The 23,788-nt window shown below is 67.9% G+C and carries 16 protein-coding genes; 10 read left to right on the top strand and 6 right to left on the bottom strand.

Features of this window, described 5'->3' with window-relative positions:
• Positions 1–29 precede the first annotated feature (29 nt).
• Positions 30–1,244: a mechanosensitive ion channel family protein gene (locus EDF58_RS16950; RefSeq protein WP_132267674.1), complete on the bottom strand. Its 1,215-nt coding sequence runs from the start codon at positions 1,242–1,244 to the stop codon at positions 30–32.
• Between the two features lie 358 nt (positions 1,245–1,602).
• On the opposite strand from EDF58_RS16950, the gene EDF58_RS16945 reads away from it, so the two are divergent.
• The 5 genes from EDF58_RS16945 (at position 1,603) to treY (ending at position 10,115) form a co-directional block, all read left to right on the top strand.
• Positions 1,603–2,745, top strand: a complete 1,143-nt coding sequence (locus EDF58_RS16945; RefSeq protein ID WP_132267673.1) for a glycosidase — start codon at positions 1,603–1,605, stop codon at positions 2,743–2,745.
• An 86-nt stretch (positions 2,746–2,831) separates the two neighbouring features.
• Complete coding sequence (locus tag EDF58_RS16940; RefSeq protein ID WP_132267671.1) at positions 2,832–4,061, top strand: sugar phosphate nucleotidyltransferase; 1,230 nt, start codon at positions 2,832–2,834, stop codon at positions 4,059–4,061.
• Positions 4,062–4,072: 11 nt separating this feature from the next.
• A complete protein-coding gene (glgX, locus tag EDF58_RS16935; RefSeq protein ID WP_132267670.1) occupies positions 4,073–6,196 on the top strand; it encodes a glycogen debranching protein GlgX in 2,124 nt (707 codons plus the stop codon).
• Between the two features lie 5 nt (positions 6,197–6,201).
• The gene (gene treZ / locus EDF58_RS16930; protein WP_132267668.1) at positions 6,202–7,947 is read left to right on the top strand and encodes a malto-oligosyltrehalose trehalohydrolase; all 1,746 of its coding nucleotides are present in this window, start codon (positions 6,202–6,204) and stop codon (positions 7,945–7,947) included.
• On the top strand, positions 7,944–10,115 hold the full coding sequence (gene treY / locus EDF58_RS16925) for a malto-oligosyltrehalose synthase (RefSeq protein ID WP_132267666.1): 2,172 nt from the start codon (positions 7,944–7,946) through the stop codon (positions 10,113–10,115). The genes treZ and treY overlap by 4 nt, the downstream gene beginning before the upstream one ends.
• Positions 10,116–10,173: 58 nt before the next feature.
• Here treY and EDF58_RS16920 read toward each other — a convergent pair whose 3' ends face one another.
• The 3 genes from EDF58_RS16920 to EDF58_RS16910 form a co-directional block, all read right to left on the bottom strand.
• On the bottom strand, positions 10,174–11,025 hold the full coding sequence (locus EDF58_RS16920; RefSeq protein ID WP_132267664.1) for an SDR family oxidoreductase: 852 nt from the start codon (positions 11,023–11,025) through the stop codon (positions 10,174–10,176).
• Between the two features lie 143 nt (positions 11,026–11,168).
• Entirely contained in the window at positions 11,169–11,909 is a 741-nt protein-coding gene (locus tag EDF58_RS16915; protein ID WP_132267663.1) for an alpha/beta fold hydrolase, read from the bottom strand.
• 52 nt (positions 11,910–11,961) lie between these two features.
• The gene (locus tag EDF58_RS16910) at positions 11,962–13,071 is read right to left on the bottom strand and encodes a DUF3182 family protein (protein WP_165921460.1); all 1,110 of its coding nucleotides are present in this window, start codon (positions 13,069–13,071) and stop codon (positions 11,962–11,964) included.
• A 215-nt stretch (positions 13,072–13,286) separates the two neighbouring features.
• On the opposite strand from EDF58_RS16910, the gene EDF58_RS16905 reads away from it, so the two are divergent.
• From EDF58_RS16905 to EDF58_RS16890, 4 genes are read left to right on the top strand one after another with little or no spacing between them, the layout of a single operon-like run.
• Complete coding sequence (locus EDF58_RS16905; RefSeq protein ID WP_132267660.1) at positions 13,287–14,405, top strand: fumarylacetoacetate hydrolase family protein; 1,119 nt, start codon at positions 13,287–13,289, stop codon at positions 14,403–14,405.
• An 11-nt stretch (positions 14,406–14,416) separates the two neighbouring features.
• Positions 14,417–15,169, top strand: coding sequence for an SDR family oxidoreductase (locus EDF58_RS16900; protein WP_132267658.1), 753 nt, complete (start codon positions 14,417–14,419; stop codon positions 15,167–15,169).
• Positions 15,153–16,031 carry an SMP-30/gluconolactonase/LRE family protein gene (locus EDF58_RS16895; RefSeq protein WP_132267657.1) on the top strand — a complete coding sequence of 293 codons (879 nt, stop codon included), beginning with the start codon at positions 15,153–15,155 and terminating at the stop codon, positions 16,029–16,031. The genes EDF58_RS16900 and EDF58_RS16895 overlap by 17 nt, the downstream gene beginning before the upstream one ends.
• Positions 16,032–16,081: 50 nt before the next feature.
• Positions 16,082–17,545: a sugar porter family MFS transporter gene (locus EDF58_RS16890; RefSeq protein ID WP_279388331.1), complete on the top strand. Its 1,464-nt coding sequence runs from the start codon at positions 16,082–16,084 to the stop codon at positions 17,543–17,545.
• 320 nt (positions 17,546–17,865) lie between these two features.
• Here the strand turns inward: EDF58_RS16890 and EDF58_RS16885 are convergent, their stop codons facing one another.
• Both EDF58_RS16885 and EDF58_RS16880 read right to left on the bottom strand, forming a co-directional pair.
• Entirely contained in the window at positions 17,866–18,936 is a 1,071-nt protein-coding gene (locus EDF58_RS16885; protein WP_132267653.1) for a LacI family DNA-binding transcriptional regulator, read from the bottom strand.
• 121 nt (positions 18,937–19,057) lie between these two features.
• Positions 19,058–21,157 carry an alpha-glucuronidase family glycosyl hydrolase gene (locus EDF58_RS16880; RefSeq protein ID WP_132267652.1) on the bottom strand — a complete coding sequence of 700 codons (2,100 nt, stop codon included), beginning with the start codon at positions 21,155–21,157 and terminating at the stop codon, positions 19,058–19,060.
• 247 nt (positions 21,158–21,404) lie between these two features.
• Here EDF58_RS16880 and EDF58_RS16875 point away from each other — a divergent pair, with 247 nt between their 5' ends.
• Positions 21,405–23,786: a glycoside hydrolase family 3 N-terminal domain-containing protein gene (locus EDF58_RS16875; protein WP_132267650.1), complete on the top strand. Its 2,382-nt coding sequence runs from the start codon at positions 21,405–21,407 to the stop codon at positions 23,784–23,786.
• Positions 23,787–23,788: the final 2 nt, after the last annotated feature.

The following is a 23,788-nucleotide window of genomic DNA, read 5'->3' as shown; positions in this document are numbered from 1 at the left end:
GCCTTTTTCGTGGTGGGGACAGCGGGTGGTTATCCGCGCTGGCTCATCTGGCGTTCGGCGCGCTGGGGTACCTGCGCCCGGTCATCGGCGTAAGGCATGATGAGCCGTCCGTCCGGCGCGGCGGTATATGTCGTCTGCGTCGGATAGGGGATGGAGATGCCCTCGGCCGCGAAACGCTTCATGATGGAGACCAGCAGGCGGTCGCGCAGCGGATGCGCCACCGACCAGTCCGCGCCGGGCACGTCGACCAGCAGCGCGAAATCGAGCGAGCTGGGGCCGAACGTCTCGAATCCGGCGCGCGCGGGCTTGCCGCCGACTTCCTCCACCAGTTCCCTCAGGATGCCGGGGATCCGTTCCAGCGTCTCCGCCGGGGTCTCGTAGGCGACGCCGATGGTGAAGGGCAGGCGGATGTGATCCCGCTTGGTGACGTTGAGGATCTCCGTGTCCAGCAGGTTCTTGTTGGAAATGATGCGCAACTCGCCGGTATAGGCGCGGATGCGGGTGGATTTGAGGCCGATCGCCTCGATCACGCCGGTGCTGCTGCCGAAGCTGATCTGGTCGCCCTTGCTGAAGGGCCGGTCGAAGATGATCGCCAGCGCCGCGAACAGATCCGCGAAGATGCCCTGCGCCGCCAGGCCGATGGCGATGCCGCCGACACCGAGGCCCGCGACGAGGCCGGTCACGTTGACGCCCAGATTGTCCAGCAGGACCACCGTGGCGACCGCGAAGACCACCACGCTCACCAGCAGCCGGATCAGGCCCATGGCATTGATGATCGTCTCGCCCTGGAAGTGCTCGCTGGCGGTCTTGTGCTCGATCGTGCCCAGAATGAACTCGCGCGCCCAGATCGCGCCCTGCAGGACGGCGGCGATGGTGAACAGGAATGTCACCAGCCGGTCGAGCGCGGGCGGGGTCTGGGCATAGTTGTCGACCACCTTGATGGCGGTCATGACGATGAAGTAGTTGGTGGTCTTGGTCACCACCCGGCCGACCACCGTCAGCCAGGCGCCGCGCGACTGGCCGGGGCGGCAGAGGCGGTTGCCCAGCCGCCGCAGCGCGTAGAGCGCCGTGACGATGCCGATGGCGATGGCACCGGCAATGATGATCTGCAGCCAGTAGGTCTGGAACCAGTTTACCGTGGCATTGGTCAGGTCGTGGATCTGTGCCTGCACGTCAGGGGGAGCATGCCGAGCCGAAGCGGCTGTGGACGTGGAGGCGGCGGGGGTGGGGGTGCTTGCAGCCATCAATACTCTTCGTTCTGCTGAGCGCATCGGCGAGCCGCTCCGCGTGACGGGGCGATCCGGCCGACCAGGCGACCCACGACGCCCTGCGTCCTGTGCGGCGCAGGCTCGGCGCAGGATGGTTCAATGATCGTGCCGGCGGGATTGTTCCCGGCCGCGCGACGCCCCGAGTAGAGAGGTGCGGCGGGCTGCGTCAACCGCGGGGGGCGAGGGGGAGGGGACAGCGCCGGCGCTGCCCTCCGACATCGGCCCCCGTCGCCCGCTCCGCCCGCCCCGCCGCCGCGAGCCGGCCCGGTGGGCACCCGGCGCCCGCTCGCGCGTTGGCGGCGAAGGGGGATCTTTCCTCAAGGAGGCCGCGCCGATGCCAGAGCCGTTTCCCGAAGATCGTCTCGTCTTCGTTCCCGACGATGTCGACCTCTCGCGCTCGCCGCTGGCGGGCCATCTCGATGCCGAGACTTACGTGCTGGGCGCCTTCAATCCGGGCCTCACCCGGCTGCCGGGCGGCAACCTGCTGATGATGGTCCGCGTGGCCGAGGCGCTGCGCGATCCGATCCGGGACGGCCATGTCCACGCCATCCGCTGGGAGGGCGAGGAAGGAGAACCGGGCCGCTATGTGCTGGATGCCTGGCCGCTCGAACACGCCGACACCGCCGATCCGCGCAAGTTCATGCTGCGGGGCGGTGGCTGGAAGGTCATGGCCCTGACCTCGCTGTCCTGGCTCTTGCCGGTGGAACTCGACGCCGCGGGGTTGGAAGTGGTGGCCGTCCATTACGACCGCGCCGTGGCGCCGCGCAGCAGCCTCCAGTGCTACGGCGTGGAGGACGCGCGGATCAGCAAGGTGGGCGAGGGCTGGCTCATGACCACGTGCTCGGTCAGCCCGGAGCGCCATTCCACCACGCTCTACAGTTCGGAGAACGGGCTGGACTGGCAGTTCGAGGATATCGTGCTGGACCACCAGAACAAGGACATGCTGATCTTCGAGGGGCTGATCGGCGGGCATTACTGGGCGCAGACGCGGCCGCTGGGCGATCTCTACTTCGCTTATCCGCCCGGCAGCGAATGGCGCGCGGGACCGTCGATCAACCTGGCCCATTCGCCGGACGGGCTGTTCTGGAAGCCCTGCCGCCGCCCCGGCATTCGCCCCCATGCCGCCACGGTTGCCACCGCGCGCATGGGCGGCGGCGCGCCGCCGGTCCTGACCGACGAGGGCTGGCTGACGCTCTGGCACGGGGTCGAGCCCAAGGAGATCGTCGGCATCTATCGCACGTACTGGTCGATTCTCGACCGGGAGGACCCCTCCCGCGTATTACGGACGGACGACCGGCCGCTGATCGAGGCGAACCCGGACCTGACTCACCCGCTGGAAGCCCAGATGTACCTGCGCGACGTTGTTTTCACGACGGGAATCGCGGACGCGGGCGATCACTATGTCGTCGCCTCGGGCGAGGCCGATCTCGCCTGCCGCATCACCCATGTTCCCAAGTCGCGTTTCCGGGCGGGATGAATGCGACGAACGGAGCGCCGCGCGGCGGAACCGGCCCTCTTTTCGCGGTTTAGGCAGCGCAGAACGGTTCCGATGAAGAGGGGCGAATGGTTAGCGCGAACATCGAAGGTCATGCCGGTACGGTGCTGTCGATCATCCTGGCGGGGGGCCGGGGCAGCCGTCTCCACGACCTGACCGATCACGAGGCGAAACCGGCCCTGCCGATCGGGCCGCACGGGCGCCTGATCGACTATACCCTGGCCAATGTCGTCAATTCCCGGTTGGGAGAGACGATGGTGCTGACCCAGTACCAGCCCGATACGCTTCACCGCCACCTTCTGGACAGCTGGCAGGCCGAAACCGCGCAGCCGGCCATCTCGATCCTCGATGGCGCCGATTTCGGTCCTTACGAGGGCACGGCCGCCGCCGTGGCCTGCATCGCCGACGAGATCGACCTCGTCGCGCCGCGCCATGTCGTGATCCTGGCGGGAGACCATCTCTACCAGATGGACTATCGCCCCTTCGTGGAACGCCACATCGCCGCCAGGGCCGAAGTCACCGTGGGCGTGGTCCATGTCCCGCGTGACCAGGCCTCGGGCTTCGGCGTGCTGAAGGCGGCTGCCGATCACCGGATCACCGCCTTCGTCGAAAAGCCCGTGATCGCCCCCGCCGCGCCGGACCGGCCGGACCACGCGCTGGCCTCCATGGGCATCTACGTCTTCGAATGGTCGCTGCTGCGCGACCTGCTGAAGGAGATCGAGGGCACCGTGGCCGATCTCGACTTCGGCAAGCACATCATTCCCGCGCTCGTTTCCTGCGGCACCGCCTATGCCTATGCCCTGCCCGGAAGGCAGGGGCGCGAGCCCTTGTGGCAGGACCTCGGCACGCTGGACGCCTATCACGCGGTGCAGCGCCACCTGCTGGACGGGTCTCTGGCGCTCGACCCCGCCTGGCCGGTGGAGCATCCCGTCCATCACGGCGTGGGAGACCGCCGCGCGATCGGCTTCGGGTCCACCTTGCGCAATGTCGTGCTGCTGCCCGGCGCGCGGATCGGGCGGGCGGTGACCATCTCGAACGCCATCGTGCTGGCCGACGCGGTGATCCCGGACGGTTTCGATCTCGATGCCGAACTGGCCGAGAGCGGCAAGTGGTGCACCATCTCGGAAGGCGGCATCCGCGTGATTTCCGCCAGGGCGCTGCAGCGGCTCGCCTCGCGGCGGCGGCGCGCCAATGAGGTGGCCCCGATCAAGGCCATCCAGCAGCCGGGTCAGATGACCGGCCAGAAACCGGATCAGCGTCCCCGCATGGCCGAAGCCATGCCCGTCTCCTTCTTCTGAAAGGGACTTCCATGTCCGCCGAGACGCCTTTCGCCTTCGCCAAGCCGGAGCGGCAGCAGCACGAACTGGGCGCGGATTTCACCGGGGAAGGCACGCATTTCGCGATCTTCTCGGAGAACGCCGAAGCCATGGAGCTTTGCCTCTTCTCCGAGGATGGCGAAGAGGAAGTCGCCCGGCTGGAAATGCCCAGCCGGGAAGGCTCGATCTTCTCGGGCTACCTTCCGGACGTGAAGCCCGGCCAGCTTTACGGCTACCGCGCCCACGGGCGCTACGAGCCGGAGCAGGGCCACCGCTTCAATCCCAACAAGCTGCTGCTCGATCCTTATGCGCGCGAGATCGCCGGCAGCCTGCAATGGGACGATGCGCTCTGGGGCTACGACCTCTCGACCGGGGACGACCTGACGTTCGACGGCCGCGATTCCGCGCCGTTCATGGTCAAGGGCGTGGTGCAGGATCCCGACTTCGACTGGGAGGGCGACAATTCGATCCGCCGCCCCTGGGGCGAAACGCTGGTCTACGAGGCGCATGTCCGCGGCCTGACCATGAGCCACCCGGACGTGCCGGAGGAACTGCGCGGCACTTATGCCGGCATGGTCAGCGCGCCGATCCTCGACCACCTGCAGAAGCTGGGCGTCTCGGCGATCGAACTGCTGCCCTGCCAGTTCTTCCTCGACGACCGCATTCTGCTGGACAAGGGCCTGTCGAACTACTGGGGCTACCAGACGCTGGGCTACTTCGCGCCAGAGCCGCGCTATCTCGGCCCGATCCGCGGCAAGCCCGGTGGCGGTTCCGTGGCGATCCGCCAGTTCAAGGCCATGGTGAAGCGCTTCCACCAGGTCGGCATCGAAGTCATCATGGACGTGGTCTACAACCACACCGCCGAAGGTTCGGAGCGCGGGCCCACGCTCTGCTTCCGCGGGCTGGACAACGCCAGCTACTACGCTCTCTCGCCCGAAAACCCGCGCTACAGCTTCGACCAGACCGGCACCGGCAATACGCTGAGCGTGGCCAATCCGATGGTCATCCGCATGGTGCTCGATTCGCTGCGCTACTGGGTGCAGGCCATGCACGTCGACGGTTTCCGCTTCGACTTGGCCTCCACGCTGGGGCGCGAGGCCCTGGGCTTCGACCGCGAGGGCGGCTTCTTCGACGCGATCCGGCAGGACCCCATCCTTTCGGGCGTCAAGCTGATCGCCGAGCCGTGGGACGTGGGCAGCGGCGGCTACCAGGTCGGTGGCTTCCCTTATCCGTTCCGTGAGTGGAACGACAAGTTCCGCGACACTGCGCGCGGGTTCTGGCGCGGCGATCCGGCGCTGGTGGGCGATCTTGCCAACCACCTGATCGGCTCGCCCGAACAGTTCAACCACTCCGATCGCGGGGCGACCTCCTCGGTCAACTTCCTGGCCGCGCATGACGGCTTCACGTTGCTGGACACCGTTTCCTACAACGACCGCCACAACGAGGCGAACGGCGAGGGCGGGGCCGACGGCCACGATAACAACTTGTCCGATGACATGGGCGCCGAAGGGCCGACCGAGGACGAGGGCATCAACGCCGCGCGCGCCGCGCGCCGCCGCGCCATGCTGGCGACCCTGCTGCTGAGCCAGGGCGTGCCGATGATCCTGGCCGGGGACGAGTTCGGCAACAGCCAGAACGGCAACAACAACGTCTACTGCCAGGACAACGAGACCGCGTGGATCGACTGGGCGGGCAAGGACGACGCGCTGCTGGCGTTCACGGCCCGCATGGTGGGCTTCCGCCGCGATCATCCCGTGCTTTCGCAGGACAATTTCCTGAACGGCGAACCGGCCGAGGACGGCCGCGTCGAGATCGCCTGGCACCAGCCCGACGGCCGCGAGATGGACGGCGAGCTGTGGGAGCAGGCGGAACTGCGCGTCCTTGGCTTCTTCCTGACTTATTCGGCGCAGGAAGCCTTCGTGGAAGGAGAGCGGCCGCTGTTCATCGTGCTCAATGCGGGCGATGAGGTGACGTTCACCCTGCCGGACCACAACGGCATCGCCCGGTGGCAGCGCGTGCTCGATACCGCGCGGCCCGATGCGTTCGAGCCCGAGCCGGTGGAAGGCGAGACCGTCATCGTTCCCGCCCATAGCGTCTGCGTCTTCGCGCCGGAGTGACCGCCATGCCGCTGCCGGCTTCGGCCCGTTTCGCGAAGTCCTGGGGCGCGGAGCCGCTTCACGACGGCCGCTGGTGCTTCAGCCTCTGGGCGCCCGACGCGCAAGGCGTCTCGGTGGCGCTGGCGGCGGGCCTGATCCCGCTGGAGAATGAGGCGGACGGCTGGTGGAGCATAGAGGCCGCCGCGGCGCCGGGCGAAAGCTATCGCTTCCATGTCGACGGCACGGCTTATCCCGACCCGGCGGCGCGGGCGCAGGAAGGCGATGTGCATGGGCCCTCGCTGCTGGTCGATCCGCAGGAATTCGACTGGCAGAACGACTGGGACGGCCTGCCGTGGAGCGAAGCGGCGGTCTACGAACTGCATCTGGGCACGTTCACCGAGGAAGGCACTTTCGCCGCCGCGGCCAGGGCGCTGCCGCGCCTGCGCGATCTGGGCGTGACCCTGGTGGAACTGCTGCCGGTGGCGCAGTTCGACGGGCGGCACGGCTGGGGCTACGACGGGGTGCTGCCTTATGCACCGCACAATGCCTATGGATCGCCCGACGATTTCCGGCGCTTCGTGGATGCGGCGCATGGGCTGGGCATGGGCGTGCTGCTGGACGTGGTCTACAACCACCTCGGCCCCTCGGGAAATTACCTGTCGGCCTGGTGCCCCTCGTTCTTCCATGCCGAGCGCAGCTCGCCCTGGGGGCAGGGCATTGCCTATGAGACCCCGGCGGTGCGCGACTATTTCCTGGAGAACGCGCTTTACTGGCTGACCGAATATCGGCTCGACGGGCTGCGGCTCGATGCGGTCCATGCCATCGAGGACCATTCCGACCGGCACTTCCTTGACGAACTGGGAGAGCGGGTGCGCGCCGCCGACTGGGGGCGGCCGATCCACCTCGTTACCGAGGACGAGCGCAACCTGGCGCGCTATTTCGCGCCGGATGCACCTTTCGACGCGACCTGGAACGACGACTGGCACCATGCCGTCCATTGCCTGCTGACCGGCGAGGACGAGGCCTATTACGCGCCTTTCGCGGTCGATCCGCTGGCCGATATCGAGACGGCGCTACGTGACGGCTATGTCGAACAGGGCCAGCAGCGCCCGGCCGCCAAGACGCGGCGCGGAGAGCCTTCCGGCGCGCTGCCGCGCACGGCTTTCGTGAACTTCCTGGGCAATCACGACCAGGTCGGCAACCGCGCGCGGGGCGAGCGGCTGCACCAACTGGTGGCGGACCGCACGGCGCTGCGCGTGACGAGTGCGCTGACCATGCTCGCGCCCTTCGTGCCGATGATCTTCATGGGCGACGAGTTCCTGACCGATGCGCCTTTCCTGTTCTTCGCGGACTTCACCGGCGACCTTGCCGAAGCCGTGCGCAAGGGCCGTGCCGCGGAATTCGCGCAGTTCAAGGCGTTCGGCGGCGAAGTGCCCGACCCGATCTCGCCCGGGACGTTCGCGGCCTCCCGGATCGGCCGTCCGCGGCGCCAGGAGCAGCGGGAGCACGAACGGTTCCTGAGCGAACTGCTCTCCCTGCGCCGCGCTCATGTGATGCCGCTGCTGGCGGCGAACCCGGCGCCCATCGCCGCCGTCCGGCGCGAGGGCGCGGCGATCGAAGCCGTCTGGAACTTCGGCGAGGCACATCTCTCGCTGCGTGCCTGCCTGGGTGATGCACCGTTCACGCCGCACGGCGATCCCCTGCTGGTGCTGACCGGCCCTGACAGCCCCTTCGCCTTTTCCGCCGCTCTTCTTCCGGATCGACATACATGAGCTTCCCGCCCGCATGGATCGCCACTTACCGCCTGCAACTGCGCGGCGGCGTGGGGTTGGAGCAGGCGCGCGCGCTGCTGCCGTGGCTGGTGGAGCTGGGCGTGAGCCACCTCTACCTCTCGCCGCTGTTCCGGGCGGCCTCCGGCTCCACCCACGGCTACGACGTGATCGATCCCAATGCCGTGGATCCCGTGCTCGGCGGCGAGGCGGCGTTCGTGGCGCTCTGCGACGCCGCGCGTGCGGCGGGCATCGGCGTGGTGCTGGACATCGTGCCCAACCACATGGCCTTCACGCCGGAAAACCCCTGGATCGCGGACATCATGCGCCACGGCCGGGGCAGCCAGTTCGCGCGGGTGTTCGACATCGACTGGGACAAGGGCCCGCTGCACTTCCCGGTGCTGGACGGCATGGTCGAGGACGTTCTCGATGCCGGCGAGATCGCCGTGACGGGCACCGTGCAGGACCCGGCGCTGGCGATCTACGGCCAGCCCTATCCCTTGCGCGAGACGCCGCTGGCCCGGCGTCTGGTCGAGGAAGGCGGCCTGGATGCGCCGACCCTGGCGGCCCTGCTCTCGGAGCAGTGGTGGTCGGTGGGAGACTGGCGCGAGACGGCCGAGGCGATCATCCACCGCCGGTTCTTCAACATCACCAGCCTGATCGGCGTGCTTCAGGAGGATGCCGGGGTGTTCAGCCTCACGCACCGCTGGATCGCCGAACAGGTACGCGCCGGGCGCATCCAGGGCCTGCGGGTCGACCATATAGACGGGCTGGCCCGCCCCGGCAGCTATCTGCGCCGCCTGCGCGATGCCGTGGGCAGCGTGCCCGTCTGGGTGGAGAAGATCGTCAAGGAGCACGAGGAAATCCCCGCTGCCTGGCCGATAGAGGGCATGAGCGGCTACGAATTCATGGCGCCGGTGACGCAGCTCCTCACTTCCGCTCCCGGCCTGTCCGCCATGCGCGAGGCGGCCGCGGGCGCCGTGCCGGCCGATACTCTGGCCGAAGTGCGCGCCGTCCGCAGCGAATTGCTGTCCGGCGCGCTCTCGCCCGAACTGCGCCGCGTCACCGAGGCGGCGATGAGCGCCCTTGCCGCGCCGCGCAGCCAGGGCTCCAGGCTGGCCGGGGCCGTGGCGGGACTGGCGCTCGCCTGGCCGGTCTACCGCTCCTACAGCGCTGACGGCCTGCCGTTCGATCCGGCGCTGGAGGCCCTGCGGGACGATCTGACCGGGCCTCTGCTGGACTTGCTGGGCGCGGCGAACGGCAGCGATGCCGCCCGCAACTTCGCGGCCCGGTTCGAGCAGCTGACCGGCGCGCTCACGGCCAAGTCGGAGGAAGACACGGTGTTCTTCCGCGCCGTATCCTACCTGCCGTTCTGCGAAGTGGGCGGAGAACCGGACCTCGCGCCGATCGGCACCGCTACGTTCGCCCGGCGCATGCAGGCCCGTGCCGAACGGACGCCGCTGGCTCTCGATGCCCTTTCCACCCACGACACCAAACGCTCCGCCGATGCGCGCGCGGCTGTCATCGCCCTCGCCCGCTTTCCCGATCTTGCGCGCACCTTCTACGAGGACGCGCGAAGCCGGGCGGCGCAGGACGGACTGCCGGAAGGCTGGGGCATCTATGCGGTGCAGACGGCGCTGGCCATGCGCGGGGTGCCCGATGCCGAGCGCCGCATCACCGATCACATGGCCAAGGCCCTTCGCGAGGCCAAGGACCTCTCCCGTCACGAAGCGCCTGACGAAGACGCCGAAAGCCGCGCCGCCGCGCTCTGCACCGCGCTGCTGCAGAATCTGGAGAACCCGGCCTACTGGCCCGAGGACGCCGAACCTGCCTTTCGCGCGGCGCGGGAGGGCGCGATTCTGGCTCAGGCGGCATTCCAGCTGACGGCGCCGGGTATTCCCGACATCTATCAGGGCACCGAGTGGACCGCGGTGGCGCTCACCGATCCCGACAATCGCCGTGCGATAGACTGGGACGGCGGCGGTGATGGCGGAACCCAGGACGATCTTTCCGCGCGCAAGCTCGCTCTCACCCGGCAACTGCTGGCAGAGCGCAAGGCCGATCCCGAGCTTTTCGCGCGGGGCAGCTATGCGCTGAGCGAAACCGCGCAAGGCTGGACGGTAACGCGCGCGCTGGAGGACCGGCGGTTCACTTTCGACATCGCGTTCTAGCGGCGCCAGGCAGGGACGGAAGGAGGGCGGGCCGCACCCGCGCTCCTTCCTGCCGACCTCAACTGCCCACGATGATCCCGCCATTGGGATGCAGCACCTGCCCGCTCATGTAGCTGGCATCCTCGCAGGCCAGGAACAGGAACGAGGGCGCCACTTCATTGGGCTGGCCGGGGCGGCCCATGGGGGTATCCTCGCCGAAATGCTCGACCTTTTCCGGGCTGGCGCCGCCGCAGGGGTTGAGCGGGGTCCAGATCGGGCCGGGCGCCACGGCGTTGACGCGAATGCCCTCGGCCACGAGGTTTTCCGACAGCGAGCGGGTGAAGGCGGTGATCGCGCCCTTGGTGGCGCTGTAGTCGAGCAGTTCCTTGCTGCCCTTGTACATCGTCACGCTGGTGCAGTTGATGATGCTGGCGCCGGGCTCCAGATGCGGCCGGGCGGCCTGGGTCATGAAGAACATGCCGAAGATGTTGGTCTGGAACGTGCGGCGAAGCTGGTCTTCGGAAATGTCGGTGATGTCCTTGTCGGGGTGCTGCTCGCCCGCATTGTTCACCAGGACGTCGATCCGGCCGAAGGTCTCGACCGTCTGGCGGATCGCCAGTTCGCAGGCATCGGGAGAGCCCACGTCGGCACGGATGGTGATGGCGCGGCGGCCCTCCGCCTCGACGATCCGCTTGGTTTCGGCGGCATCGTCATCCTCCAGCAGGTAGACGATCGCCACGTTCGCGCCCTCGCGCGCAAAGAGCGCGGCCACCGCGCGGCCGATGCCGCTGTCAGCGCCGGTAACGACGGCCACTTTGTCTTTCAGCCGGTCCGAACCGGGATAGCGGGGCTGCCACTCGGGCTTGGGTTCGAGCTGGCTCTCATGGCCGGGCAGGGCGTCTTCATGGATCATTTCCTCGATGTCGGCCATCGGTTCGCTCCTCGTCTTGTCATGTCCCGTCCGTCCTGAGCCAACGTGGCAGGCAGCCTGCGGTTTCAGGGGCAGGGCGGTGTGCGACGTACCGTTCGGCGGGCCGGGCCAGATGCGGCGGCGCTTGATCCATGTTGGTCAGGTCATGTCGGACGCCGCACGCCGCGCACCATTTCCTCGATCCAGGCGATCAGCAGGTTGTTGTAGCCCTTGCGCTGGCTCTCGTCCTTCAGCGCATGGTCTGCGCCCTTGAGCACGCGGTAGCTCAGCGAGCGGCTGTTGCGGAACGCCGCCATGTAGGAGCTGATCGCCGGGTGCGGGACGTAGTCGTCGAATTCCGATTCCACGATCAGCACGTCGCCGGCGAAGCGCTCGCAGGCGGCGAGGGCGCGGTCCTGATGGCCGGTGCGGAAATGGCTGCGGTAGCGGTCGATCTCGGCGCGGTCGAGCAGGGCCTTGGGCACGTCCCAGTGGCTGTCCGGGTAGAGCGCGGGCACCCGCAGCGCCAGCCAGGACACCGGCCGCTCGGCGGTGAGCAGGGCGGCGAGGTAGCCGCCATAACTGGTGCCGACCACGGCGATGGCGGACGCGTCGATCCCCTCCTGCCGGGCCAGGAAATCGTAGGCGGCCAGCACGTCGGCCAGACCGTCCGAACGGGTGACGCTGTCCCGCTGGTCGTCGTGGCGGGCATGGCCGCGCAAGTCGAAGGTGAAGCAGATGCAGCCGAGCTGGGCGATCTCCTCGGCGCGGACCAGATCCTGCTCCTGGCAGCCGCCCCAGCCGTGGATGAACAGCACCCCGGGGGTGAGCTTGGCCGGGGTGAGGACCGTGCCGTCGATGGTTTCGTCGGCGACGGTCAGGGTGACGGGACGGGCGGATTTCATGCGTTCACCATTCGTTGGGCACCCTCTCGTTGGGCAGGGCCGTTCAGCAGGATCAGTCGAGGATTTCGGCGTACTTGGTCAGCGGACCGGCCACCGGGTCCACGCCGCTGTAGTACACCGCCGCGCCGGGCGGGGCGGCGTCGACCGCTCCGTAGATCTCGACGGTGGCACACGTCACCCCGGCGCGTTCGGGATGGGCCTGCAGATATTCGAAAGCGGCGATTTCCGCGCCGGTCGCGCCGCCGATCCGCCAGCTTTGCTCCAGCACGCCGATGCGGGTGGTGCCGTCGGCGGCCCGCCCTTCGGCGACGTCGTAATTGCGGCGCGAGGCGAAGAGGCCGGGATAGGCCGCGAAAACGGCCTCGTCGTAGGCATGGGCCTTGGCCACGGCCTCGGCCCGGTCATGGCGGAGAAGTTCGCGGCCCAGGTCCGCGAACCCGCCCCGCACCACATGAAGCTGCGATCCGCCATAGGCGACGTCCCCGGTATTGTTGCGTGTCAGCCGCTGCATGCCCCAATAGGCGAGCGAGCCACCGGGCAGCGCCACCACGCCGACGCTGAAGGTCTCGACTTCGGCCAGGTTCTCCTCGATCACCAGTCCGTCGCTTTCCAGCCGCGCCGGATCGATTTCCGCCAGTGCCGCGTCCAGTTCCGCCGGGGTGGACACGACCGTCTGGCCCTGCCCGCTGGTGGCCTCTACTTCCTTGAGCCGCACCGCGCCCTCTGGCAGCATCAGGCGCCCGGCGCGGCGGGCGTCTTCCACGGCAAAGGCGGTATAGCCGCGCAGCACCGCGTCTCCCAGGCTGGCCGCGAGCGCCGCGCACCAGCCTTCCGGCGCGCGGGCATCGGGAGAGACCAGCCCATGACTGATCGCCTTGGTGGCCACGAAGCGGGCGGGCACGGCGCCGCCGAAGAACTGCGAATCGCGGGTAATGCCCAAGGCGTGCGCCTCTGGCACCAGCAGGGTGTCGCGCGGCACGAAGAAGCGCTCGCCGCTGCCGCGCAGCGTCATCCAGCCGGGCTGGTCCGAGAGATCGGCCTCGGCAATGGCGGCGATGCGCCGCGCCGCCTCCAGCCATGTCGCCTGATCGTGCTCGTTGGCGAAAGGTTCGTCGGGCGGCGGCGTGGCCAGGATCCCGGCTCCAGAGCGAATTTCCGTCACGTCGCACCATCCTCGCATCAGCGTTCCAGAACGGTTGAACGCCCGAGCCCGGCCCGAGGATGCAGCCTGCCCCCGCGCCGCCGGGCCCAGGGCGGCTTCGGCGCACCCGGCCCCGCGCGCAATCGGTCTTGACAACGCCTGCCGATCTGCCAATTGGTAGCGCTATCACTGTAAGAAACATGGGAGGGGGAAATCGTGACGAATCCCGATACTGCATGTCGTTGATGCCTGCCGACTGGACTGCCGGTACCTTCCTGGGCCGTGCCGATTTCGGCGAAGGGCCGAGCCCGATCCTCGTCGTTCGCGGCGAACTGATCGACATGTCCGCCGTGGCCCCCACCGTTTCGGCGCTGGTCGAGGCCGGCGATTTCTCCGGTCAGGGCGGCAAGAACCTCGGCGCGTTCGACGCAGAGGCGGTGAACCTGCTCTCCCCGGTCGACCTCCAGTGCGTGAAGGCCTGCGGCGTCACTTTCGCCACTTCCGCCATCGAGCGCGTGATCGAAGAGCGCGCGCGCGGTGACTGGAGCGCTGCCGCTGCCATTCGCGAACGCCTGGAAGCGCGCATCGGCGGCCAGATCCGCTCGGTCGTGCCCGGCTCCGAAAGCGCCGCGCAGCTCAAGGCCGCGCTGATCGAGGACGGCCTCTGGTCGCAGTACCTCGAAGTCGCCATCGGTCCCGATGCCGAAGTCTTCACCAAGTCGCCGGTGCTTTCCACCATGGGCGTCGGCGCCGAGATCGGCGTGCGTTCGGATTCCAGCTGGAACAACCCCGAGCCCGAAATCGCCCTGCTCGTCGGCAGCGACGGCCAGGCCGTGGGCGCCACGCTGGGCAACGACGTCAACTTACGCGATTTCGAGGGCCGCTCGGCCCTGCTGCTGGGCAAGGCGAAGGACAACAACGCCTCCTGCTCGCTCGGCCCGCTCGTCCGCATTTTCGACGAGAGCTTCACCATCGATGACGTGCGCGTCGCCGAAGTGCGCCTCTCGATCACCGGCGAGGACCAGTTTGTGCTGCGCGGCACCAGCAACATGGCGGAAATCAGCCGCGATCCGCTGGACCTCGTGCGCCAGACGCTGAGCGAGCACCAGTACCCGGACGGCTTCGTGCTGTTCCTCGGCACGCTCTTCGCGCCCGTGCAGGACCGCGACGAGGAAGGCCGCGGCTTCACCCACAAAGTCGGCGACGTCGTCACCATCGAGAGCGACAAGCTGGGCCAGCTCCAGAACCGCGTCGTCACCTCGCGCGATGCCGCGCCGTGGAAGAGCGGCATTGCGGCGCTCTACGCCAACCTGCTCGCGCGCGGCCTCCTGACCGCCGGATCGCTCAAGGCTTGAAGACCCGAACCATGACAAACCACTCCGCCATCTATCCCAGCCTCAAGGGCAAGCGCGTCCTCATCACCGGGGGCGGCACCGGCATCGGCGCTGGCCTGGTCGAGGCATTCGTGGCCCAGGGCGCCCAGGTCGCCTTCGTGGACATCAATGCCGCAGCCGGCGAGGCGCTCTCCGCCTCGCTGCCGGGCACGCATTTCCGCACGTGCGACCTTCGCGACCTGGATGCCACCGCCGCCACCGTGGCCGAGCTTTCGGGCCTGCTGGGCGGCGTGGACGTGCTGCTCAACAATGCCGCCAACGACGATCGCCACACGATCGACGACGTGACGCCCGCCTATTGGGACGAGCGCATGGCCACCAATCTGCGCCACCAGTTCTTCGCGGCGCAGGCGGTGGTTCCGGGCATGAAGGCGCAAGGCGGCGGCGTGATCCTGAACTTCGGTTCGATCAGCTGGCACCTCGGCCTGCCCGACCTCGTGCTCTACCAGACCGCCAAGGCGGCCGTGGAAGGCATGACCCGCGCGATGGCGCGCGATCTGGGCGCGGACAATATCCGCGTCAACACGATCGTGCCGGGCAATGTCGATACCCCGCGCCAGAAGCAGTGGTACACGCCCGAGGGCGAGGCCGAGATCATGGCCGCGCAGTGCCTCAAGGCGCGCATCCAGCCTGCCGACGTCGCCGCGCTCTGCCTGTTCCTGGCCTCGGACGACGGCGCTATGTGCACCGGGCACGACTACTTCGTCGATGCCGGGTGGCGCTGACGTGACGCCGGAATCCGTCCTCTCCATCGGCGCCACGCTGGGCGAGGGGCCGGTCTGGACCGGCGACCGCCTGTGGTTCGTCGATATCAAGGAACACCGGCTCTACCGGCACGATCCCGCCACCGGCATGCTCGACATGTGGCATGCACCCGACCAGATCGGCTGGGCGCTGCCGACCGAGCGGGGCGACATGATCGTCGGCGTCAAGACCGGGCTGCACCGTTTCAGCCCGGACACCGGCGCCTTCACGCTGCTCCACGATCCCGAGCCGAGCCGTCCGGACAACCGGCTCAACGATGCCGCCACCGATCCGGCCGGGCGCATCTGGCTGGGGTCGATGCATGACGCGGAGACCGAGGCTTCGGGCGCGCTCTACCGGCTCGACCGGGGGCACTGCGTCCATGCCGGCCTGCCCGAGGTGGTCATCACCAACGGCCCTGCGATCAGCGCGGACGGGCGCACGCTCTGGCACACCGATACGCTGGGCAAGACGATCTGGCGCGTCGCCGTCAATGAAGACGGCGCGCTTGGCCAGGCCGAACCGTTCGTCACCATCGAGGACGGTGCAGGCTGGCCCGACGGCTGCGTGATCGATGCCGAGGGCTGCCTCTGGACCGGCCTGTTCGGCGGCTGGGGCGTGCGGCGCTACGACCCCGCGGGCAAGCTGATGGCCACCGTGAAATTCCCGGTCGCCAACATCACCAAGATCGCGTTCGGAGGCCCGGACCTGCGCACTGCCTATGCCACCACGGCACGCAAGGGCCTGTCCCCCGCCGAACTGGAACAACAGCCGTTTGCAGGCAACGTTTTTGCCTTCGATCCGGGCGTTTCCGGCTTGCCGGTTTACCCCGCCAACAGCTAAGTCCGCCAACAGCAAAGTCCCGGCAACATTTTTCGGGCGCCAAAAATAACATCGCGCATCACGATGAAGGGGAAAGAGGAATGACTGCGGCGCAGACTGGGCCAGCGATTGGTTCGGAAAGCCGGATCAACATGGCGTTCATCATCGCTATCGTGGCCGTCGCCACGATCGGCGGTTTCATGTTCGGCTACGATTCCGGCGTTATCAACGGCACCCAGAAGGGGCTTGAAGCCGCCTTCGACCTTGGCAAGCTGGGCATCGGCTTCAATGTCGGTGCGATCCTGGTCGGTTCGTCGATCGGTGCTTTCGCCGCCGGCCGCATGGCCGACATCATCGGCCGCCGCGGCGTGATGATGCTCGCCGCCGTACTTTTCTTCATCAGCGCCCTCGTGGCCGGCGCGGCCGGTTCCTCGGTCATCTTCATCCTCGCGCGCATCGTCGGCGGCCTCGGCGTCGGCGCGGCCAGCGTCATTTCGCCGGTCTATATCTCGGAAGTGACGCCCGCCGCCATTCGCGGCCGTCTGTCGAGCGTGCAGCAGGTGATGATCATCTCCGGTCTCACCGGCGCCTTCGTCGCCAACTTCGCGCTCGCGCGCTATGCGGGCGGTTCCACGGAATCGCTCTGGCTCGACCTTCCGGCCTGGCGCTGGATGTTCTGGCTGCAGTCGATCCCCGCCGCGATCTACTTCTTCGCGCTGCTCATCATCCCCGAGAGCCCGCGCTATCTGGTGGTCAAGGGCCAGGAGCCCCGCGCCCATGCCGTGCTGACCAAGCTGTTCGGCACGGCCGAGGCGGACCGCAAGGTTGCCGAGATTCGCGCCAGCCTGGCCGCGGACCACCACAAGCCCAAGCTCTCCGACCTGATCGACAAGGCCAGCGGCCGCGTGCGCCCGATCGTCTGGGCAGGCATCGGCCTGGCCGTGTTCCAGCAGCTCGTCGGCATCAACGTGGTGTTCTACTACGGCGCCACCTTGTGGGAGGCCGTCGGCTTCTCGGAAGACTATGCGCTCCAGACCAACATCCTTTCCGGCGTGCTCTCGATCGGCGCCTGCCTCGCCACGATCGCGCTGGTGGACCGCATCGGCCGCAAGCCGCTGCTGCTGATCGGCTCGGCGGGCATGGCGGTCACGCTGGCAACCGTGGCCTATGCCTTCTCCACCGCCGTCACCGGCGCGGACGGCGCCGTTTCGCTGCCCGGCAACAACGGCGTGATCGCGCTGGTCGCTGCCAACCTCTACGTGATCTTCTTCAATATGAGCTGGGGCCCGATCATGTGGGTCATGCTGGGCGAGATGTTCCCCAACCAGATCCGCGGCTCCGGCCTGGCGGTGGCGGGCTTCGCGCAGTGGATCGCCAATGCCGCCGTCTCGGTGAGCTTCCCGGCGCTGGCCGTCAGCCCGGGCCTGGCCGTCACCTACACCGGCTATGCCTTCTTCGCGGCCGTGTCGTTCTTCTTCGTCCGCGCCATGGTCAACGAGACCAAGGGCCGCGAACTGGAAGAAATGGAAGGCTGACGGATCGGGGGCAGGGGCTGGATAGCCCTTGCCCCCCGTCCTCACGGCTTATGGCCAAGGCGCTCGCGGGCTCACGCGGCGGCCTCTACCACTTCACTTCACCGCGCGTCACCTCACCTCCCCCCAAACTTCGTCATTGCGAGCGTAGCGAAGCAATCCAGGGCGGCTCTGCGCGACTCTGGATTGCTTCGCTACGCTCGCAATGACGAAGGGGAGGGATGAAGACAAAGGGACGCTTCGACGCGTCGCGAGGCACGTCGGCGAGGCACGTCGGCGAGGCACGCCGGCAAGGCGCGCCGGGCAAGGCACGCCAGGCGGGCTCAGGCGCCAGGGCTGGCGTCGGAATCCCGGCGGATCAGCGTGAACTCGGCCACGACATGGGGATGCTCCACGGTGGGTGTGCCCGCGCTGCGCGCGCGGATTTCGCCGATCAGCAGCCGCACGGCGCGGCGCGCCATCTCGGTGGTCGGCTGGCGGATCGTGGTCAGTTCGGGCCAGACCGAGACGGCCAGCGCGGTATCGTCGTAGCCGCAGACGGTGAGCTGGCGCGGCACGTCCAGCCCGCGGCGATGGGCCACGGTGATGGCGGCGGCGGCCATGTCGTCGTTGGAGGCGAAGATCGCGGTGGGCGGACTGTCGAGGTCCAGCAATCGCCCTGCCGCTTCCAGCCCCGAGCGATAGGTGAAGTAGCCCTGCGCCACCAGCGCGGGATCGAAGGGCAGGTTGAGCGCGGAAAGCGCCTCGCGGTAGCCGTCGAGGCGCTCGGCGCTGGCGGTCTGGTTCGGGTGGCCGGTCACGAAGCCGATCCGGCGATGCCCCAGCGCGGCCAGGTGATGCGTCATCGTGAAAGCCGCCTCGCGGTCGTCGATGCTGACCGAGAGCGCCCATTCCGGCGCCCGGCCCGTGGCGACTGCCACCACCGGCACGTCGGCATCCTTGAGCGCTTCCAGCACGGCCGGGGAATCGCTGAGCGGCGGCGGCAGGATCACGCCGTCGATTCGGGTGCGCAGCAATTGCGCCACGGCCTTCGCCTCACCGCCGCCCTCGCCGCCTTCCTCGTTGCAGGGCTTGACCAGAAGCTGGGCATGGGCGGCGCTGGTCTCCTCCAGGGCGCCGACCAGGAATTCGCTGAGATAGGCGAAGCTGGGGTTGGAATGGAGCAGGCCGATCCGCAAGTCCTCGCCCCCCGCCAGCGCGCGCGCGGCCGTGCTGGGGGCATAGTTCAGCTCCGCGATGGCGGCCTCCACCTTGCGGCGGGTTTCCTCGCGGACGTTGGCGCCCTTGTTGATCACGCGGCTGACCGTCATCGGCGAGACGCCGGCCAGACGCGCGACGTCGTCGATCTTGGCGCTGGTGCGCTGCTTGCGCGGACCTCGGGTGGTGCTGCTCATCTGGTTCCCTGGCGGAGCCCCGGCGCTCACGAAGAGCGCCGGGGAATGTTCGCTAACACCACAAGTTACGTTGGTAGCGCAACCATCGAGCGTAAAATCGATGCCTTGTCCAGCGTCCGGCTCAGTGAGGATGCCCGGGGGCGAGCGGGAAGTCCTGCGCCTCGTACCAGGCCAGGTCGTGCTCGGGCGCCGGGGATCCGGCCGGCAGGGGCAGTCCGTTGATCGACATCCAGTAGGCCAGGCTGGCATCGCGCCACCACCTGGCCTCGTTATGCTGGATCTTGAGGTAGCTGGCGGTCTTCTGCCAGCGCTCGGCATCGACCTGGCCCTTCACGCCCTGCCAGTCCGCTTCCATCTGCGCGACGGTGGCCACGCCGCGATCGTAGTGCGCCACCATCTCGTTCCACAGCGTGCGGCCGGACTTCATCTTCCAGTCCCACGGCAAGTGGTGGAACCAGAGCAGTTCGCTTTCCGGTGTCGTGCGCGGATCGGCCAGCATCTTCGCCACGGCCGGCTCGTACTGCGCAACCGCGTTGCTGCCGGTCTTCGTGCGATCGAAGCCGATGCCGTCCTTGTCGGCCTTGTGGTAGTAGACCGGGTTCCATTCGGGCCGCGCGAGGTTGCTGATCCAAGGGCCGGGGCCGTAGTGGTGGCCGGTGCCCATGACGTGCGCGAGCCCGAGCGGGCCGGTATAGTCGACCACCGCCTCGCGCGAGGCCATCATCATCTTCACCGCCGTATCGACCACGCGCGGATCGTTGCCGAAGGTCTGCTGTGCCCATTCGCGGGCGATCGTGTCCGCCGAAAGCGTCGGATCCCAGGCGAGGCGGCCGAAAGCGTACCAGTTGGCCTGGTTGAAGGTGGAGCCCGACCAGTCCCGGTCGCGCCCGACATTGGCGACGCCGGCAATGCCGCTCAAGCGGTGGCCGTAGAGCGAACCGTCGACCACTTTGGCCACGGTCGATCCCTTACCCTTCGCACGGGTGTCGGCCTCCAGCACTTCCTCGAACAAGGGGCCGAGGTAGGCGAGGTGGGTGGCGAAGCCGAGGTATTCCTTGGTGATCTGGAGTTCCAGCATCATCGGCGTCTTCGGCATGGCGCCGAACAGCGGATGGAACGGTTCGCGCGGCTGGAAGTCGATGGCGCCGTTCTTGACCTGCACCAGCACGTTGTCCGCGAACTTGCCATCGAGCGGCTTGAATTCGGTATAGGCCTGCTTGGCGCGGTCGTCCGGGTCGGTTTCGGCATAGACGAAGGCGCGCCACATGACGATGCCGTTATGCGGGGCGACGGCGGCGGCCAGCATGTTGGCGCCTTCGGCATGGCTGCGGTGATAGTCGCGCGGGCCGGGCTGGCCTTCGCTGTTGGCCTTGACCAGGAAACCGCCGAAATCGGGGATCGCGGCATAGATCTCGTCGGTCTTGGCCTTCCACCAGGCCTGGACTTCGGGGTCGAGCGGGTCGGCGCTCTTGAGATGGCCAATTTCGATCGGCGCGGAGAAGCGGGCCGAGAGGTAGACCTTGATGCCCCAGGGCCGGAACACTTCGGCCAGCGCCTTGGCCTTGGCGATATAAGGCGCGGTCAGGCTTTCGGGCTTGGCGTTGACGTTGTTGAGGACCACGCCGTTGATGCCGAGCGCCGCATTGGCGCGAGCATAGTCGGTGTAGCGGGGATCCTTGAAGTCCGGCAGGGTCCACCAGTCCCACAGCGACTGGCCCGCGTAGCCGCGCTCCACCGAGCCGTCGAGATTGTCCCAGTGATTGAGCACGCGCAGCCCGATCTTCGGGGCGGACTGGAGGTCGATCGCGGCCAGATCGGCGCCGGTCTTCTGCGCGCGGATCAGCGCGAAGGCGCCGTAGAGCACGGCTCGGTCGGTCCTGCCGGTGACGACCAGTGACTTGCGGCCATCCAGCGTGGCGGCGCGCACCAGATAGCCTTCCTCGCCCAGGGCCGCCGTGGGCAGGCGCAGAGCGGAAAGGGCGGGATCGTCGGCCCTGGCCAGGACCACGGGAAGCGGCGCGGCGGTCAGGTCGCGGCGCAGTTCGCCGGCGGCGCGGTCCAGCGTTTCGGACTGGCCGATCACGCGGATTTCGCTCGCTTGCAGTGCCGGATTGGCCGCAGGGGCCAGCCAGAGGTCGTAGCCATCGTTTGCAAAGGCAGGCGTGCCAGCGAAGCCCAGCGCCGCAAGGCATACGCCAATCGTCAGAAGCCGCTTCTTCATCATCCTCCCCTGTGTCCCAGATCATGGCCCTGTGGCCGGATTAATTAGCGCCGCGATGCCATTGACAAGCTCGTTCATTGTCGCGCATGATACCGCTAACACACAAAGTTCAGGGCAGGCAACAGTGTTTGCCGTCCGATTGGGAAATGAACCCAACGCGGTTCAAGGGGATGCAGGGGAGAAATATGATTTTTCCGGTTTGTCTGACGCATGCGCAAACGCGCCGTTTGCGCGTGGTTGCGGTATCATGATCGCTGCCCAGGTGAAACGCCGCGAACTGCTGCGCTGGGGCGCGGGTGCCTCGATGCTGGCCTTCCTGCCGGTTTCCGCGCGTGCCGCCACCCCGCTTTACAAGGATCCCAAGGTCCCGGTGGACCTTCGCGTCAAGGACCTGATGGCCCGCATGACGCTGGACGAGAAGGTGGCCCAGCTCGTCACCCTCTCCACCCGCAAGCGCGAGATCATGGACGAATCGCGCGCTTTCGATCCGGCGCTGGCCAGCAAGAACCATCCCGAGGGCATTGGCCAGATCGCGCGCCCGTCCGACCGGGGCGGCGCGGCCACGGCCAACAATACCGGCACCGACGTCACCGGCCGCTGGCGCAAGCCCGCCGATACCATCGCTTTCGTCAATGCCACCCAGAAGTGGGCGCGCGAGCAGACCCGCCTCGGCATTCCCGTGCTGTTCCACGAGGAATCGCTTCACGGCTACATGGCGCCTGAGGCCACCAGCTTCCCGCAGGCCATCGCCATGGCCGGCAGCTTCGACCCTGAACTGGTGGAGCGCGTGCAGTCGGTGATCGGCCGCGAAGTGCGCGCGCACGGTTCCACCCTGGCGCTGTCGCCGGTGGTGGACATCGCTCGCGACCCGCGCTGGGGCCGTATCGAGGAAACCTTCGGGGAAGACCCCTATCTCTGCGGAGAAATGGGCGTCGCCGCCGTGCGCGGCCTGCAGGGCGAAGGCAAGGAACTGGCCGAGGGCAAAGTCTTCGCCACGCTCAAGCACATGACCGGCCACGGCCAGCCCGAGGCGGGCAACAACGTCGCCCCGGCCCCGCTCGGCAAGCGCGAGCTTTACGACAGCTTCTTCCCGCCGTTCCGCGAAGTGGTGCGCCGCACCGGCATCGCCGCGGTCATGCCTTCCTACAACGAGATCGACGGCATCCCCAGCCACGCCAATCGCTGGCTGCTGAACGACGTGCTGCGCGGCGAATGGGGCTTCGACGGCGCCATCGTCAGCGACTATGCCGCGATCGGCGAACTGGCGAGCTTCCACCACCTTGCCGCCGATATCCAGGGCGCGGCGCGCCTTGCCCTTCACGCGGGCGTCGATTGCGACCTGCCCGACGGCGAGGCCTATCGCACCCTGGCCGATCAGGTCCGCAAGGGGCTGGTGCCGCTTGCCGCCGTCGATACCGCCTGCCGCCACATGCTGACGCTGAAGTTCCGCGCGGGCATGTTCGAGGCCGGGCCGGTCGATCCCAAGGCTTCCGCAAAGCTCACCGCCAATGCCGAAGCCCGCGCGCTGGCGCTGGAAGCGGCGCGCAAGTCGATCTGCCTGCTCAAGAATAGCGGCGTCCTGCCACTGGCGGCAGGCGCGCAGAAGCGCATCGCCGTGATCGGGCCGAACGCCAATGTCACGCGCCTCGGCGGCTATTCGTCCGAGCCGCGTTCCAGCGTGAACCTCGTCGAAGGCATCAAGGCGCGCGTTGCTGGCAAGGCCGAAGTGGTCTTCGCGCAAGGCGTGTTCATCACGAAAAGCGAGGACCGTTCGGCCAACGAAGTGCTGCTGGCTGACCCCGCCAAGAACCGCGCCCTGATTGCCGAGGCGGCCGAAGTCGCGAAAGCCAGCGACGTGATCGTGCTGGCCATCGGCGATACCGAGCAGACCAGCCGCGAAGGTTACGCGAAGAACCACCTCGGCGACCGTACCGACCTCGACCTCGTGGGCGAGCAGAACGAACTGTTCCGCGCGCTCAAGGCGACCGGCAAGCCGGTGATCGTCGTCGCGCTCAACGGCCGCCCGCCTTCATGGCCGACCGTGGCCGAGCAGGCCGACGCGATCCTCGAATGCTGGTATCTCGGCCAGGAAGGCGGCACCGCCATGGCCGAGGCGCTGTTCGGAGACGTCAATCCCGGTGCCAAGCTGCCGGTCACCGTGGTCAAGGACGTGGGGCAGGTGCCCTTCTTCTACAACCACAAGCCCTCGGCCAAGCGCGGCTATCTCTTCACCGAGACGGCGCCGCTCTATCCGTTCGGCTTCGGCCTCAGCTACACCACCTTCACCGTGGGCGCGCCCAGCCTTTCGGCGCCGCGCATCGGCCTCTCGGGCAATGTCACCGTCTCTGTCGACGTGACCAACACCGGCCAGCGCGCTGGTGATGAAGTGGTGCAGCTCTATGTCCACGATCAGGCCGCGAGTGTAACCCGCCCGGTCATGGAACTGCGCGGTTTCCGCCGCGTCACGCTGAAGCCCGGCGAGACGCGCAGGATCGAATTCACGCTCGGCCCTGACGATTTCAGCCTCTGGAACGAGGATATGCGCGAAGTCGTCGAACCCGGCCTGTTCGATATCCTGGTCGGCGCCAGCAGCGCCGATCTCAAGACCACCACTCTCGAAATCGCCTGAGG

Source organism: Novosphingobium sp. PhB57 (assembly GCF_004342985.1).
In the GTDB taxonomy this organism is placed as follows: domain Bacteria; phylum Pseudomonadota; class Alphaproteobacteria; order Sphingomonadales; family Sphingomonadaceae; genus Novosphingobium.
This window is presented reverse-complemented; position numbering and strand designations above follow the sequence as displayed.